Consider the following 16325-nt stretch of genomic DNA (forward strand, 5'->3'; position numbering starts at 1 on the left):
CGCACTTTTTTCAAAAAAACGCTTATTTTTCACTTTACAAAGGATAAAATTTATGCAGAAGTCAGAAGTCAGAAGTCAGAAGTCAGGAGTCAGAAGTCAGAAGTCACCAAGATTGTCCCGATAATGCGTTAGCACAGCAAGCATTTCTTAAAGATTTAGATGAAAAACTTTGGTCCTCCGCCGATCTTCTCCGTCAACAACTTGATGCCGCCAATTACAAACACATCGTTCTCGGTTTAATCTTCTTAAAATACGTTTCCGATAGCTTTAGCACACAACAGGAAAAAATCCGCACCGCGCTTACCGATCCGGAAAATCCCCTTTATCTTGACCGCACTTTTTATGATTCCGATAAAGAATATCAAGAAGCCCTTAATGCCGAATTAGAAAACCGCGATTACTACACCGCCGATAATATCTTTTGGGTGCCGCCTTCTGCCCGTTGGCAGGCATTGCAAGCCGTTTCCACCTTAAACACCGGTACAGAACTGCCTTGGGGCGGTAAATTTGCCGGCGTGGCACGCTTAATTGATGACGCCTTTGAGGCAATCGAAAAAGACAATGCGAAATTAAAAGGCGTGCTACAACGCATTAGTGGCTACGCCGTGAATGAAGACACTTTACGCGAACTAATCAACCTCTTTTCCGATACCAACTTCACACAGCCCACTTACAACGGCGAGCCAATACACCTCGGCGCAAAAGATATTCTCGGACATACTTATGAATACTTCCTCGGCAAATTTGCACAAGCGGAAGGCAAACGTGCCGGACAATATTTCACGCCAAAATCCATTGTTTCCCTCATTGTCGCAATGATCGAACCCTACTCCGGACGTGTTTACGACCCGGCAATGGGCAGTGGCGGCTTTTTTGTACAAACAGAACGCTTTATCACCGCCCACCAAGGCAACATCAACCAAGTTTCCATTTACGGGCAAGAATCCAACCCCACCACCTGGAAATTGGCGGCAATGAATATGGCAATTCGAGGCATTGATTACGACTTTGGTAAACACAATGCGAACAGTTTCACTCAGCCAATGCACCTTGACAAAAAAATGGATTTTATAATGGCAAATCCTCCTTTTAATGCCGATGATTGGTGGAACGAAAGCCTTGCAGACGATCCCCGTTGGGAATATGGTACGCCCCCGAAAGGCAACGCCAATTTTGCGTGGCTGCAACATATGATCTACCACCTCTCCCCTAAAGGCAAAATAGCAATGGTACTCGCCAACGGATCAATGTCCAGCCAAACCAACAACGAAGGCGAAATCCGCAAAAATATCCTTAATGCCGACCTTGTAGAAGCAATGATCGCCTTACCGGGACAACTCTTTACCAATGTAACAATCCCTGCCTGTATTTGGATTCTCAACAAAGCCAAAACCCGCAAAAATGAAGTGCTATTTATAGACGCACGCCAAATCGGCTATATGAAAGACCGCACTTTACGCGACTTCACCGCCGAGGACATCGCCCATATCGCCGACACCTACCACCGCTGGCAACGCTCAGACGGCTACCAAGACCAAGCCGCCTACTGCAAATCTGTTAGCCTAGAAGAAATCGCCAAAAACGACTACGTCCTCACACCGGGACGTTATGTCGGCACGCCGGAACAAGAAGATGACGGCATTCCTTTTGCCGAAAAAATGGCAGAACTCACCGCTTGCTTAAATGCACAGTTTAAACAAAGTGCGGAATTGGAAGCGAAGATTAAAGCGAATTTAGGAGGGTTGGGGTATGGAATTTAATATTTCAGCTATAAATAAAAATTGGCAAAAATATTCTTTAGAAGAGATCTGTTTAAAAATAACTTCAGGAGGGACACCTAGCCGACAAAATTCTAAATTATATGAAGATGGAAATATAAATTGGGTTAAAACCAAAGAATTGAATAATTGGTATATTTTTGATACAGAAGAAAAAATAACAGAAGAAGCCATCAAAAACTCTTCAGCAAAACTGTTACCTGTAAATACAATTCTTCTTGCAATGTATGGTGCAACAGTCGGGGAGTTAGGGATACTAGGAAAAGAAATGGCTTGTAATCAAGCTTGCTGTGCCTTAATTATTGATCCTAAAAAAGCAGATTATAGATTTATTTTTTATTTACTTCGTTTGTATAAAAAAGAAATTCAAAATCTTGCTACAGGAGCTGCACAGCAAAATCTTAGTGCAAAAATAATTAAAGAATTTTTCTTTTATATTCCACATTTAGAAAAGCAAAAAGAAATTGCAAATATATTATCTGAATTGGATAAAAAAATCCAACTCAACACCCAAATCAACCAAACCCTAGAGCAAATCGCCCAAACGCTATTTAAAAGCTGGTTTATTGATTTTGACCCTGTACGAGCCAAAGCCACCGCCCTTGCCTACGGACAAACCGAACAGCAAGCCAACCTTGCGGCAATGGCGATAATTTCAGGCAAAAATCCCGACCAACTCCACCGCTTGCAACAACAAAACCCCGACCAATACCAACAGCTTTATGACCTCGCCCAAGCCTTCCCGAGTGCGTTTGAAGAAGTGGAAGGATTTGGCGAAGTGCCGAGGGGGTGGGAGTATCAAAAATCAGAAAAATTATTTGATGTAGGAATAGGAAAAACCCCACCACGAAAAGAAAGCAAATGGTTTTCTCAAATGAATAGCGATTTTCAGTGGGTTTCTATTAAAGATATGGGAAATTCAGGGGTTTTTATTCATAAGAGTAGTGAATATTTAACTAATGAAGCAATTAATAAATTTAATATCAAAAAAATCCCAGAAAATACCGTATTGCTGAGTTTTAAATTAACTATTGGACGTGTTGTAATTACAAGCTGTGAAACTTCAACAAATGAAGCTATTGCTCATTTCAAGTTAAATAAAAAATCAAAATTATCATCTGAATTTTTATATCTCTATTTAAAAAATTTTGATTTTGATAGCTTAGGTAATACGTCTTCTATTGCTACTGCGGTTAATTCAAAAACAATCAAAAACCTAGAAATATTAAAACCTGATGATAAGGTATTACTATTATTTAAAAATAAAATTCAAAATTTATTTGAACAGATTAGATATAAAGAGAATGAAAATATTTTATTAGAAGAAATTAGAAATAATTTATTACCGAAGTTATTGAGTGGAGGAATTTAAAATGGAAATATATGAATTACAAGATAGAATTAGAACATTTTGTCGTTCTAAAGAAAAATATGACGATGAGTTTAAAACAATATGTGCTGCATTAGATTTAATTTCAGATTGTAATGATGCTATACATAGCTATATTGAGCTGCCATCTAATTCAGGCAGGGGAATAAATTATGTATATATATACGGCATTATACATATACTAAATATACAGACTGATGCTGTAAAAGTAATTTATCAACACTTTTTAGGAAAGCAACTAAAGTTAAATGATAAATCCAATTTACAAGCAATTAACCTTTTAAGAAACAAGGTATTTTCTCATCAAATAAAAATATCTGATGGTAAGTTTGAAGGGTATGGAATAGCTGGAGATAAACTAAGTTCTCATTCTTTTATGCCATATAGTTTATTAGGAGATTTTTCTGATGATAAAAAAGAAATCATTGAAATGATAAATGATCTGGCGAAAAATCAAATAAATAATAATTTTTTATTTATTGAAATGAATGGCTTAATTGAAGTTCATCAAAATGAACTAAGTATTATTATGGAAGAAATATGTAAATCACTAGGAATTACAGAGTTGGATGAAGATATTCCATATATTAAATTCCCCCCTCACCTAGAGAAATTAATAAAAGAGATTGAGGTGGATTAGATATTGTGAACGGATACGATATGAGGGTTATGCAAGGATCAATGAATTGATTGATGAATCATATCAAATAGTTTGTAGGGTGGGCAAACTCGCCCACCGTTTTCCGTGATTTTATTTGAACGATAAAGTGCGGTCTTTTTTGGAGATATATTGTGGCGTCCGAAAGAAAGTCCCCACTAAATGCTGGACTTACATTGATTAACCACACAGTTAAACAAACAATCGACAAATCCGGCAAATAACCCTATTATTTGCCTTATATTTTAAGGCGAATAATAAAGGGAATTGCCGTATGATGACAGAACGATACATTTGGCAGCAGGAAAATTGGACGAATTGGGATTATGACATCGTGCGATTGCTTCCCTTGCTTAATCAAGCCCATTATCAACAAGGGCTATTATTGGGGCGGTTGTTGGATATTGGTTTTGAGGAATTAGAACAAATCAGCCTGCAATCGCTTACCCATAGCATTGTGAAAAGCAGTGAAATTGAGGGGGAATTGTTAAATCCGCAATCAGTGCGTTCCTCTTTGGCTCGCCGATTAGGGGTAGAAATTGGCGGTTTGTTGCCCGTAGATCGAGCCGTGGAAGGCGTGGTGGAAATGACCTTAGATGCTACTAATCATTTTAATCAGCCCTTAACCCTTGAGCGTTTATTTGCTTGGCACGCGGCATTGTTTCCCATCGGTTATAACGGAATGAGCAAAATTAATGTTGCCACATTACGCAATGATAAAGAAGGGGCAATGCAGGTGGTTTCAGGAAGAATTGGGAAACAAAAAATTCATTTTGAAGCCCCTCCTGCAGAAAAATTAAAGGCAGAAATCACTCAATTTTTGGATTGGCTGAATACGAATGAACAGGGCGATCCTTTTATTAAAGCGGCACTCGCCCATTTGTGGTTTTTAACCTTGCACCCTTTTGAAGATGGCAATGGGCGTATTGCTCGTGCGATTGCCGATTATTTACTGGCAAAAAGCGAAAACAATGCCCTGCGGTTTTATAGCCTTTCCGCCCAAATTCAAAAAGTGCGGTCAGATTATTATGAGATTTTGGAAAACACCCAAAAAGGGATTAATGATGTAACCACGTGGATTGCGTGGTTTGTTGAAAATATCGTCAAAGCAATGACAACGGCACAGGAAACCTTGGATTTCGTGTTAGAAAAAAATCGTTATTGGCAACGTTGGCGACAATTTGATCTTAATGAACGACAACGCAAAGTATTAAATCTTTTGCTGGGTGATTTTGAAGGCAATCTAACCAATAAAAAATATGCAGCATTAACCAAAGTTTCACGAGATACCGCCCTGCGTGATTTAACCGACCTAGTAGAAAAAAATATTCTACAAGCCAAGGGCGGTGGGCGAAGCGTGAGTTATAAGATAAATAACATAATTGGTAAAAATAATGATGATTAATGAAGAAGCAATTGAAAACCTCACCCTAACCCGTTTGGAAAAACTGGGGTGGGAACATTACTACGGAAAGGATTTGCTTGTCTCTGAGGGGGAATTTGCCCGTGGTGATTTGGGTGGTGTGTTGTTTGTGGAACAACTACGCCACGCAGTGCGAAAACTCAATCCTCAACTGCCGGAAAGTGCGGTCGATTCGGTGGTGGTTTTGGCAACAAAAAGCGAAATTGGCGATTTGGTGGGGCGAAATCAGGCGTTCTATAAAATGCTGCGTGACGGTGTGAAGGTGGAATATCAACAAGACAGCGAGCAGAAATTTGATGTGGCACGCCTTGTGGATTTTGAAGACTGGCAGAATAACCGTTTTGTAATGGTGAACCAGTTAGAAATCCGCAGTCGCAAAGGTGGCAAGCGGATTCCCGATATTATCGGCTTTGTAAATGGTTTGCCGTTGGTGATATTTGAGCTGAAAAATCCATTGCGTGAATCGGCGGATTTGTTGCAGGCGTTTAATCAGTTGCAGACTTATAAAGACGAGATTAGCGATTTATTTGTTTATAACCAAACGCTGATTATTAGTGATGGTTTGAATGCCCGTTTAGGTTCGCTTTCGGCAACCTTTCAACGTTTTACGCCGTGGAAAGTGGTGGATGAAAAGGCGAAAAGCCAACGTTTGGATTTTGGTGATGAATTGCAAAATTTGCTGAATGGTTTACTGATTCCGCCAAAATTATTGGATTATATTCGCTATTTTGTTCTGTTTGAACGTGCCTCTAACGGCGCATTAATTAAGAAAATTGCGGCATATCACCAATATTACGGCGTAAATGAAGCGGTGGAATCTACCCTCTTTGCCACGAGTGAGCGGGGCGATAAACGCATTGGCGTAATGTGGCATACGCAGGGTTCGGGGAAATCCATTTCAATGCTATTTTACGCAGGAAAATTGCTTTCGCAGCCTGAACTACGCAATCCAACCATTTTGGTTGTGACCGATCGGAATGATTTGGACGGACAACTTTTCCAAACTTTTAGTAGCGGTAAGGATTTGATTAAACAAACGCCGCAACAGGTGGAAGATCGTGAGGCACTTCGCCAACGATTGAGCGAACGGGAATCCGGCGGTGTATTTTTCACCACCATTCAAAAATTCGGTTTGGATGAGGAAGAAAACCAATTTCCTGTCTTAAATCCACGTTCTAACATTATCGTGATCAGTGATGAAGCACACCGCAGCCAATATGGTTTTACGCAAAAACTGCACAAGGGGAAATTTCAAGCCGGCTATGCCCGCCATTTGCGTGATGCGCTGCCGAATGCTTCTTTTATTGGGTTCACCGGCACGCCAATCAGCCTTGAGGACAAAGACACGCAAGAAGTGTTTGGGCATTATGTGTCGATTTATGATTTGCAAGATGCGGTGGAAGACGGTGCAACCGTGCCGATTATGTATGAAGCCCGTCAAATTCAACTTGCCGAAAAAGACGATCATCAAGCCTTATTTGCGGAAATTGATGCCCTTTTAGAGGCGGAAGATAATCCGAAATTGCGTTTGCGTGAGAAATTGCTTGGCTCGGAAGCCCGTCTACGTGATTTAGCCACCGATTTTGTTCACCACTTCGACAAACGTAACGAACAGCAGGACGGCAAGGCGATGATTGTGGTGTCCAGCCGTCAAATTTGTGTGGATTTGTATAATCAAATTCTTCAGCTTCGTCCTGAATGGCATTCGGATAACATTAATGAAGGCGTGATTAAAATTATGATGACAGGGACGGCGAGCGATTCGCCCGAAATGCAAAAACATATTTATAGCAAACCGGAAAAACAAACCTTGGAACGCCGTTTTAAAGATCCAACAGATCCGCTTAAAGTTGTGATTGTACGGGATATGTGGCTGACCGGTTTTGATGTGCCTTGTTGTAATACGATGTATCTCGACAAGCCAATGAAAGGGCATAATTTAATGCAGGCGATTGCCCGGGTAAACCGTGTTTTTGCCAATAAAAGCCGTGAAAATGGTGGGCTGATTGTGGATTATGTCGGGCTGGCAGAAGAATTGAAAGAAGCCACTTTGCAATACACCAATTCTTCCTGCAAAGGCAAACCGGCGGAAAATGTGCAGGAGGTGTTCTTCAAAATGAAAGAACAGCTTGAATTTGTTCGCACATTATTTGCCACCAAAATTGAAGGCAAGCCTTTTGATGTGCAAATGGCAATTCAAGAAACCGAACCTGTCGCCCTTTTAAAAGCCATTGCAAAAGCAGCAAACCATATTGCCACCCTTGATCAACTTCCTGATGATGGCAAGGCATATAATTATTACTGGAAAAATTCGGACGATCCCGAACCTCGCAAAAAAGCCTTTTTGAAAACTGTTGGCAGCCTGAAGAAAGGCTATGCCTTGTGTGGTGCATTAAAAGAAGCGGAGCAATACAACCAAGAAATTGCCTTTTATGATGCGGTGCGTGCTGTGCTTTCTAAGCGTGAACAAAACGGCACAGGGGCAAAAGAGCGGTTAATTCAACTGAAAGCCTTAATTAATCAAAGCATTGTTTCCGAAGGCACGATTGATCTATTTGATTTACTTGGCAAAGAACAAACGCAGATTAATTTGCTGTCGGATGAATTTTTGCAGGCAATTCAAAATTCAGAAACCAAAAGCCTTTGGGTGTTGGCGATGGAACGCTATTTGAAGCAGGAAATCAAAGCCAAAGCAGGGCGAAATTTGACCGCACAAAAGGATTTTGAACAACGTTTGCAAGAAGCATTAAATCAATATCATAACCATAATTTAAGTGTGGCGGAAATTCTGGACGCCCTTGTGCAAATGGGACGTGATTTTTCCGAACGCTTGAGGCGTGGTGAAAAATTGGGATTAAATAGTGCGGAACTCGCCTTTTACGATGCCCTCGCACAAAACGACAGCGCGCGGGAATTAATGCAAGATGAAACGCTTTCTGCCTTGGCAAAAGAAATCACCGGCATTTTGCGTAAATCCGTCAGTATTGATTGGCAACGCAAAGAGTCTGTGCGGGCAAGAATCCGCCTCCTCGTCCGCCGTGCATTAACAAAATACAAATACCCACCGGACAAAGCCGAAGAAGCAATGGATTTTGTGTTAAAACAAGCGGAAGAAATTGCCGATGAGCTATCGGCAGAATAATAAAACGGGGCGTATAATTCGCCCCGAAATTTTTGTGGAAATGACCGTACTTTTGTGCAATTTAATACAGCCCCTCATTCTAATTTTCTGCTAAAACTAAGCGTAATTGCACCGCACTTGGGGTCACAATAGGTAGAAATGCTCCTTCCCGCCAACGGCGGATAAAACTGAATCCCGTGTTATTAAGGTAAGCCCTGCCACCACCGGCTTGCAGTTCCAGCAATAAACTTTGAGCAACTAAATCCACTACATCAATGCGAATTTGAAACAATGTTTTAGGATTTTGTCGGAAAAAATCGCTTTTCATTAAACCATTAAATAAGCGTTGTTGTAGATCAGAAAGTGCTACTTTTTGCGTTTCCCATTCTGTTTTTAACACGGCACGATTTGACCCTAATGTTTTTTCCACTTCATCCAGACTACGTTTTGCCAAGCCGAATGCCATTGCACATTGTAGCCCTAAAAACGCAGGGCGAATTTGGGCAAGATAAGCACCCGCATCATCGGCAAGTATCCAATCCGGATCGAGTTCTACCTGTTCAAAACGCAACGCTGCCGTATTACTGCCCTGCAATGCCGACAAAGATAAATTTTCCGTACGCGTTAAACCTAAAGCATCAGATGGCACAGCGATTATCGCCGGTTTTTTATCGCTGTCGGCATATTCGGCAGCAAATACAACCACAAAACGATCGGGGCGTAAATTGGTTAGCCAAGGCAAATAGCCGTTTAAATAAGATTTCCCGTCTTTTTCAGTAATAGATACTTGTAATTGTTCCACGCCTGATAAAAACTTGGTGGCGTTAGACAATCCTGTACTGCCTGCAATCTTGCCTAAAATTAAATCTGACAGCCATTTTTTCTTCACAATGTTATTTTTGCTTGCCAGCAAATTTTCAATAAATGTGCGGTGTCCCCAAGCAACAAAAGCCGCTGTTAAGGAATATTCCGCCACAGCTTGAATCGCTCGAATAGCCTGCTCAATTGGTGCACCATCACCACCAAACGCTGTTGGCACACCTATCTTAAAAAGATTATCCTGTGCCAATTTATATAGCAACTCGTCCGCAAATTGTTCTGATTGATCAAGGCTGTCTGCGTGATCGTTCAGCCATTGTTTGAGAGTGAGAGAAAGTAAAGACATTGTGTTGCTCCTATTAGTGAGATGTAATGTTTATCGGTTTACTTTCTTCATCATAGTCATACTTCCCTATGATTCAAAAGATAAAAATATACTTTAATATGCTCATCAGTTATAAGAAAGCTATACAAATTAAAACTCACTTGTTGCACCTACATTCCTCAAAAACAAAAACGGGGCGTATAATTCGCCCCAAAATTTTTGTGAAAATGACCGCACTTTTGTGCAATTTTATATTGTTTCTCTACCGCAACGCCTTATCAATCTTCTCAAATAAATCTTTGGAAAGATTTTCCACTGTGCTTAAACGTTCTAACGCACGTTTCATTAGGGTTTGGCGTTGTTCGTCATAGCGGGCGAAGCGGATAAGCGGTTCGATTAAACGTGCGGCAACCTGTGGGTTGCTGTCGTTTAGGCGGATTAAAATATCCGTTAAGAAGCGATAGCCTGATCCATCAATATTGTGGAATGCTTTGAGATTTTGATTCGCAAAACTTCCCACCAATGCCCGTAAGCGGTTTGGATTGTTAAAGTTGAAACTTGGGTGATCCATTAATTGCGTAACAATGTCTAATACATTTTCATCCGGGCGTGTGGCTTGTAAGGCAAACCATTTATCCATAACCAAACCATCCTGTTGCCATTTTTGTTCAAAATCGGCGAGCAAGGTATCACGGCACGGCAAAGCAGCTTTTGTGGCGGCAGTTAATGCGGCGAGCGTATCGGTCATATTATCCGCAGCATTGTAGTGTTTTTGCACCAAGTTATTGCCAAAGGCGGTGTAAGCCAAATAGCTCAAGCAAAGGTTTCGCATTGCCCGCAATGCAATATCCTGTTGTGTAACCAGATAGCCTTCCAAATGAATTTGGTTGTAGGTTTTGAGTAAGGTTTCTTTAAGATATTCTGCAATACTACGCAACATAAAATCACGGGCGGCGACAATGCCATCGGGGTCAATGGTTTTGAAATTTTCGGCAAATTCAATATCACGCGGTAAAGTGAGGATTAAGGTTGCAAGTTCAATATCGCTTTCATAATTTTCCAACACCTGTGAAAGTGCGGTCAAAATTTGCGGTGAAATTTCAAACCCTTCGCCTTGTTGAAAATGGGTTACGTTACGGCGTAATTCGTGCGTAAACAACATTTGTGCCGCATCCCAACGGACAAAGGCATTTTCCGCAAATTTGAGCAAGGTGAGAAGTTGTTCTGTGGTGTAATCATAATCCAATTTCACCGGCGCGGAAAAATCGATTAATAATGCCGGCACCGGGCGGCCATAAATACCGTGAAATTCAAACGTTTGATCTTTTTCCGTGATATTCAATACACCGTTTAACGCTTCCCCATTACGTTGTAACATTTGCTTTGTGCCGTCTTGGGCATACAACGCCATTTTTAACGGAATGTGCAAATTCACTTTTTCCATTTGATCGGCTGTCGGCGGAGTTGATTGCGATACGGTGAGACGATAAGTGTGAGTTTGTTCATCATAAGCATCGCTAATCAGTAATTCCGGCGTGCCGGATTGGCTGTACCAACGGCGGAATTGGGTTAAATCAAGTTCATTTGCCCGTTCCATCGCTGAAACAAAATCTTCGCAGGTCGCGGCTTTGCCGTCATTTTCTGCAATATACAATGCCATTCCTTTTTGGAAACCTTGTTCGCCTAATAAGGTATGCAGCATACGAATCACTTCTGCCCCTTTTTCGTACACGGTGACAGTGTAGAAATTATTCATTTCAATCACTTTTTCCGGACGAATCGGGTGTGCCATTGGGCCGGCATCTTCGGCAAATTGTGTGGTACGCAAGAATTTCACATTATTAATACGGTTTACCGCACGAGAACCGGTATCGGAGGAAAATTCTTGATCACGGAATACGGTTAAACCTTCTTTTAAACTTAATTGAAACCAATCACGGCAAGTAACACGGTTGCCCGTCCAGTTGTGAAAATATTCGTGGGCGATCACGCTTTCAATGGCAAGGTAATCATCATCCGTTGCTGTTTGAGGATTCGCCAGTACAAATTTAGAATTGAAAATATTCAATCCTTTATTTTCCATTGCCCCCATATTGAAGAAATCTACCGCAACGATCATATAAATGTCTAAATCGTATTCAAGATTAAAGCGATCTTCATCCCACTTCATCGCCTTTTTCAGGCTTTCCATCGCCCAACCGGCACGATCTAAATTGCCACGATCCACATAAAGTTCCAGCGCAACTTCCCGCCCGCTTTTGGTGATGAATTTATCTTGCAGAAGGTCAAAATCCCCTGCCACTAAAGCGAATAGATAGCTTGGTTTCGGGAAAGGATCGTGCCATTCCACCCAATGACGGCCGTCTTCCAATTCCCCTTCAGCAATGCGATTACCATTAGAAAGCAAATAGGGATATTTTGCTTTATCGGCAGTGATTTTGGTGGTGTAACGCGCCAATACATCGGGGCGATCCAACATATAGGTAATTTGGCGAAAGCCTTCCGCTTCGCATTGCGTGCAAATGCCTTCGCCCGACTGATACAACCCTTGCAAAGAAGTGTTTTCCGCCGGCACAAGAATCGTCACTATTTCAAGCTCAAATTCGACCGCACTTTTGCCGTTTAAATCTAAGGTTAAACCTTCACTGTCTTGCTGATAAGCCGTAAAAGCCCCACCGTTAAATTTAATGGAAGAAAATTGGAAACTATGACCGTCTAAACGTAACTGTGTGGCTTCATCATTTAAACGTTTGAATTTTGTGGTTGCCGTTACAACGGTGTGGTGGGGATCTAGTTGAACGTCCAGATAAATATCCGTAACGGTAAAATCGGGTTGTTTGTAATCTTTTCTATATTTTGCCTTGGCTAACATAATCTGTCCTTTTTCTAAGGAAAAAACCGTGCGTAGGATATGATTTTATGGGGGAAGTTGCAATGGGATTATAAATTTGCAGAAATAAAAAACCGCCTATATTTTAATAAGCGGTTATACAATCTTTGAGCTATCTTAAATTTGGTCTTTCCCGAAGAATTTTTTCTTGAATGGCTTCCGTAACAAAAGCATTTAATGAACGCTTCCCCGCCATAATTACCGCTTCTCGATGTAATTCTTCCCCGATTCGTACATTAAATACACCTTTAAAGGGTTTATTTGGTTCTTTGCCAAGTTCGGCACAATCTTGCAAATACAAATCCACCGATTGGCGAAATTCTTTTTCAAGTTCAGGCAATGTTTCCGCTTCATAAGTAACCAAATCACGAATATGAGCCAGTTTTCCGAATAATATATTATTTTCTAGATCCGGCTCAATCGTCCCCACATAGCCTTTATAATTTAATAATGTCATAAAATACCTACCTGTTTTAAAGCTTCTTTTACCGATTTTAATGCCCCACCCTTAATATAATTTTCAGGATGAGGTTTATGTAACAAAATTGTATGATCAAGTTCACTATGATAAAAACGGACACGCGAGCCTGCCATTTCCCGTTTTTCATAACCTTGTTGAGCCAATAAAGAAACAAGTTCCGTCCAACTAAAGGTCGCTTTTGATTGTGCCAATTTATCCAATAATTTTTCCGCTCTACCCATCTTCATCATCATTCAATTTATTTGGTACTGAGTATAGTTACCCAAAACAAAAAATCAATCCCAATATTGCTAATGCCTTATTGCACAACAAAAGCAAACGTTTGCTTAATTTTATTGAATTATGCTATTCTACGCAGCGTTTTTTTAGTTTTATATGAGAGCAAAATGTCTATGACACAAGCACAAATAGCCATTGTTATGGGGTCAAAAAGCGATTGGGCGACAATGCAGGAAGCCACGCAAATTTTAGATGAACTCAGTGTGCCTTATCACGTTGAAATTGTTTCGGCACACCGCACACCGGATAAACTTTTTGACTTTGCCGAAAATGCACAAAAAAATGGTTATAAAGTCATTATTGCCGGTGCGGGGGGCGCGGCACATTTGCCGGGTATGATTGCGGCAAAAACCCTTGTTCCGGTATTGGGTGTACCGGTGAAAAGCGCAATGTTAAGCGGTGTCGATAGCCTTTATTCGATTGTGCAAATGCCAAAAGGGATTCCGGTCGGCACACTTGCGATTGGTTCTGCCGGTGCGGCAAATGCCGCTTTGCTTGCGGCTCAAATGCTTGCCGCTTGGGATGATAAACTGCTTTCACGCCTGCAAGCCTTCCGTGAAAAACAAACCAATATGGTATTAGATAATCCCGATCCACGCGTATAAAATGCTTTCAAAACTGACCGCACTTTTAAAAGTGCGGTTGTTTTTTTCAATAATTTATGAGAACCACTATGCAAAAATCCTCCCTCTATCCTACTGTTTATGTCCTCGGTAATGGTCAATTAGGCAGAATGCTTCGCTATGCCGGTGCGCCATTAGATATTCAGGTTGAACCTTTAGCCTTCAACGCTCCCGTATTTGATTTACCCGAAAATGCCGTGATTACGGCAGAAATCGAACGCTGGGAAACCACACCTTTAACGGCATTGCTCGGCAATCATAAAAACTTTGTCAATCAGCCTATTTTTGGTTTATTGGCAGATCGCTTTACACAAAAATCTTTATTGGATGAACTCGAGCTTTCCACTTCACCTTGGTGTTTGTTAGAAAATAAAAGCCAATGGCAACAGATATTCCAAAATGTGGGCGAAAAGGTGGTTGTAAAACGCCGTACCGGTGGTTATGACGGTCGGGGGCAGTGGATTATCACAAATGAAAACAAGACGGATATTACCGATGATTTATTCGGTGATGTGATCGCCGAAAAATTTATCCCTTTTGACGGTGAAGTCTCAATCGTTGGCGCACGTTTTCGCAATGGTGAAAAACGTTTTTATCCCGTTACCCATAATCTTCAACAAAACGGCATTTTGCGTTACAGCGTGGTCGATACCGCCTTTCCACAGCAAGCAGCACAACAAAAACAAGCGGAAATGATGTTGGGAAAAATTATGGATAGGCTCGGTTATGTGGGGGTGATGACGATGGAATGTTTTGTGGTCGGCGATCAACTACTCATTAATGAACTTGCGCCACGCGTGCATAACAGTGGGCATTGGACACAACTTGGCTGTGCGATAAGTCAATTTGAATTACATTTACGTGCATTACTTGACTTGCCGGCACCGGAATTGGAGATTTTTGCACCCTGTGTGATGGTAAATTTAATCGGCACAAATCATAACGAACAATGGCTGAATACCGCTTTCGCCCAACTTCATTGGTATGGCAAAGAGGTTCGAGCCGGGCGTAAAGTCGGGCATATTAATCTTTCCCATCCGGATAAAGCCGTGTTAATTCGGCAATTAGAAAAACTTCAAAACGAATTACCGGAAGATTACCAATCGGGGCTACACTGGGCGATAGACAAATTAAAATAAATTCATTTTTGACCGCACTTTTTGATGTAATTTCTAACACACCAAAGTGCGGTTGATTTTTATCGTGTTTTTGCTTGCTAAACCCAAAGGCTTGCAGTATAAATTAGCCCACTTACACACATCACAAAAGGAAACCTTATGTTTGAAAATATCAAAGCCGCCCCTGCCGATCCTATTCTTGGTTTAGGCGAAGCATTCAAATCTGAAACCCGTGCAAATAAAATCAACCTCGGTATTGGGGTTTATAAAGATGCACAAGGCGCAACCCCTATTATGCGTGCGGTAAAAGAAGCGGAAAAACGCTTGCTTGATAAAGAAAACACCAAAAATTATCTCACTATTGACGGTATCGCGGAATACAATAGTTTAACCCAAGAATTGTTGTTTGGCGCAGACAGTGAAATTGTTAAAAACCACCGTGCCAGAACCGTGCAAAGTCTTGGTGGAACAGGTGCATTGCGTATTGCCGCCGAATTTGTAAAACGCCAAACCAAAGCACAAAATGTATGGATTAGCACGCCGACTTGGCCAAACCATAATGCGATTTTTAACGCGGTAGGAATGACGATTCGTGAATATCGTTATTATGATGCAGAAAACAAAGCACTCGACTGGAACAATCTAATTGCCGATTTAAGCAATGCCGGCGAAGGCGATGTGGTGCTACTCCACGGCTGCTGCCATAACCCAACAGGGATTGATCCAACGCCGGAACAATGGAAACAACTTGCCGATCTTTCGGCGAAAAATGGTTGGTTGCCGTTATTTGACTTTGCTTACCAAGGTTTGGCGAACGGTTTAAATGAAGACGCAATCGGCTTACGCACTTTTGCAGCAAATCACAAAGAATTATTGGTAGCCAGTTCCTTCTCGAAAAACTTTGGTTTATATAACGAACGTGTAGGGGCGTTTACCTTAGTGGCGGCTGATTCCGACATTGCCTCAACCGCATTAACCCAAGTAAAATCCATCATTCGTACCCTCTACTCTAACCCGGCTTCACACGGTGCGGCAACGGTGGTACAAGTATTGAGCGATCCGCAACTTCGTCAATCTTGGGAAGATGAACTAACCGAAATGCGTGAACGCATCAAAAAAATGCGTCATTTATTCGTACAACTGCTTAAAGAATACGGCGCACAACAAGATTTTAGCTTTATCATTGAACAAAACGGTATGTTCTCTTTCAGTGGATTAACCGGCGATCAGGTTGATCGCTTAAAAGAAGAATTTGCTATCTATGCGGTGCGTTCCGGTCGGATTAATGTTGCCGGTATTACGGAAGATAATATTCGTTATCTCTGCGAAAGTATTGTTAAAGTTCTTTAATTCTATTTTAAAAATGAGAGCGCATCCTGTATGCGCTTTTTTGCGATCACCGATAAAAATTAGACATTAT

The 16325-nt window shown here is 41.2% G+C and carries 11 protein-coding genes and 1 pseudogene; 8 read left to right on the plus strand and 4 right to left on the minus strand.

Annotated elements, in window-relative coordinates; translation table 11 throughout:
- The first annotated feature begins 24 nt into the window (after positions 1-24).
- The 5 genes and pseudogenes from BKL49_RS04910 to BKL49_RS04930 all read left to right on the plus strand — a co-directional run bounded on the left by BKL49_RS04910 (position 25) and on the right by BKL49_RS04930 (position 8391).
- Positions 25-1760, plus strand: a pseudogene (locus tag BKL49_RS04910) (class I SAM-dependent DNA methyltransferase).
- A complete protein-coding gene (locus tag BKL49_RS04915; RefSeq protein ID WP_077423505.1) occupies positions 1750-3150 on the plus strand; it encodes a restriction endonuclease subunit S in 1401 nt (466 codons plus the stop codon). Before BKL49_RS04910 ends, BKL49_RS04915 begins: the two are co-directional and overlap by 11 nt.
- 1 nt (position 3151) lies before the next feature.
- Complete coding sequence (locus tag BKL49_RS04920) at positions 3152-3808, plus strand: hypothetical protein (RefSeq protein ID WP_077423506.1); 657 nt, start codon at positions 3152-3154, stop codon at positions 3806-3808.
- Between the two features lie 295 nt (positions 3809-4103).
- A complete protein-coding gene (locus BKL49_RS04925) occupies positions 4104-5231 on the plus strand; it encodes a Fic family protein (RefSeq protein WP_077423719.1) in 1128 nt (375 codons plus the stop codon).
- On the plus strand, positions 5224-8391 hold the full coding sequence (locus BKL49_RS04930) for a type I restriction endonuclease subunit R (protein WP_077423720.1): 3168 nt from the start codon (positions 5224-5226) through the stop codon (positions 8389-8391). The genes BKL49_RS04925 and BKL49_RS04930 overlap by 8 nt, the downstream gene beginning before the upstream one ends.
- 79 nt (positions 8392-8470) lie before the next feature.
- On the opposite strand, the gene BKL49_RS04935 is transcribed toward BKL49_RS04930, so the two are convergent.
- From BKL49_RS04935 to BKL49_RS04950, 4 genes are all read right to left on the minus strand, one after another.
- A complete protein-coding gene (locus BKL49_RS04935) occupies positions 8471-9535 on the minus strand; it encodes an acyl-CoA dehydrogenase family protein (RefSeq protein WP_077423507.1) in 1065 nt (354 codons plus the stop codon).
- A 241-nt stretch (positions 9536-9776) separates the two neighbouring features.
- Positions 9777-12386: an aminopeptidase N gene (gene pepN / locus BKL49_RS04940; RefSeq protein WP_077423508.1), complete on the minus strand. Its 2610-nt coding sequence runs from the start codon at positions 12384-12386 to the stop codon at positions 9777-9779.
- Positions 12387-12516: 130 nt separating this feature from the next.
- Positions 12517-12861 carry a type II toxin-antitoxin system HicB family antitoxin gene (locus BKL49_RS04945; protein ID WP_077423509.1) on the minus strand — a complete coding sequence of 115 codons (345 nt, stop codon included), beginning with the start codon at positions 12859-12861 and terminating at the stop codon, positions 12517-12519.
- On the minus strand, positions 12858-13112 hold the full coding sequence (locus BKL49_RS04950) for a type II toxin-antitoxin system HicA family toxin (RefSeq protein WP_244151957.1): 255 nt from the start codon (positions 13110-13112) through the stop codon (positions 12858-12860). Before BKL49_RS04950 ends, BKL49_RS04945 begins: the two co-directional genes overlap by 4 nt.
- Positions 13113-13271: 159 nt before the next feature.
- Between BKL49_RS04950 and purE the strand changes: the two genes are divergently transcribed.
- The 3 genes from purE (at position 13272) to BKL49_RS04965 (ending at position 16255) form a co-directional block, all read left to right on the plus strand.
- Positions 13272-13769, plus strand: a complete 498-nt coding sequence (gene purE, locus BKL49_RS04955) for a 5-(carboxyamino)imidazole ribonucleotide mutase (protein WP_077423511.1) — start codon at positions 13272-13274, stop codon at positions 13767-13769.
- Between the two features lie 68 nt (positions 13770-13837).
- Positions 13838-14926, plus strand: a complete 1089-nt coding sequence (gene purK, locus BKL49_RS04960; RefSeq protein ID WP_077423512.1) for a 5-(carboxyamino)imidazole ribonucleotide synthase — start codon at positions 13838-13840, stop codon at positions 14924-14926.
- Positions 14927-15064: 138 nt separating this feature from the next.
- Complete coding sequence (locus tag BKL49_RS04965) at positions 15065-16255, plus strand: amino acid aminotransferase (protein ID WP_077423513.1); 1191 nt, start codon at positions 15065-15067, stop codon at positions 16253-16255.
- Positions 16256-16325: the final 70 nt, after the last annotated feature.

Source organism: Rodentibacter myodis (assembly GCF_001999305.1).
GTDB classification, from domain to species: Bacteria; Pseudomonadota; Gammaproteobacteria; order Enterobacterales; family Pasteurellaceae; genus Rodentibacter; species Rodentibacter myodis.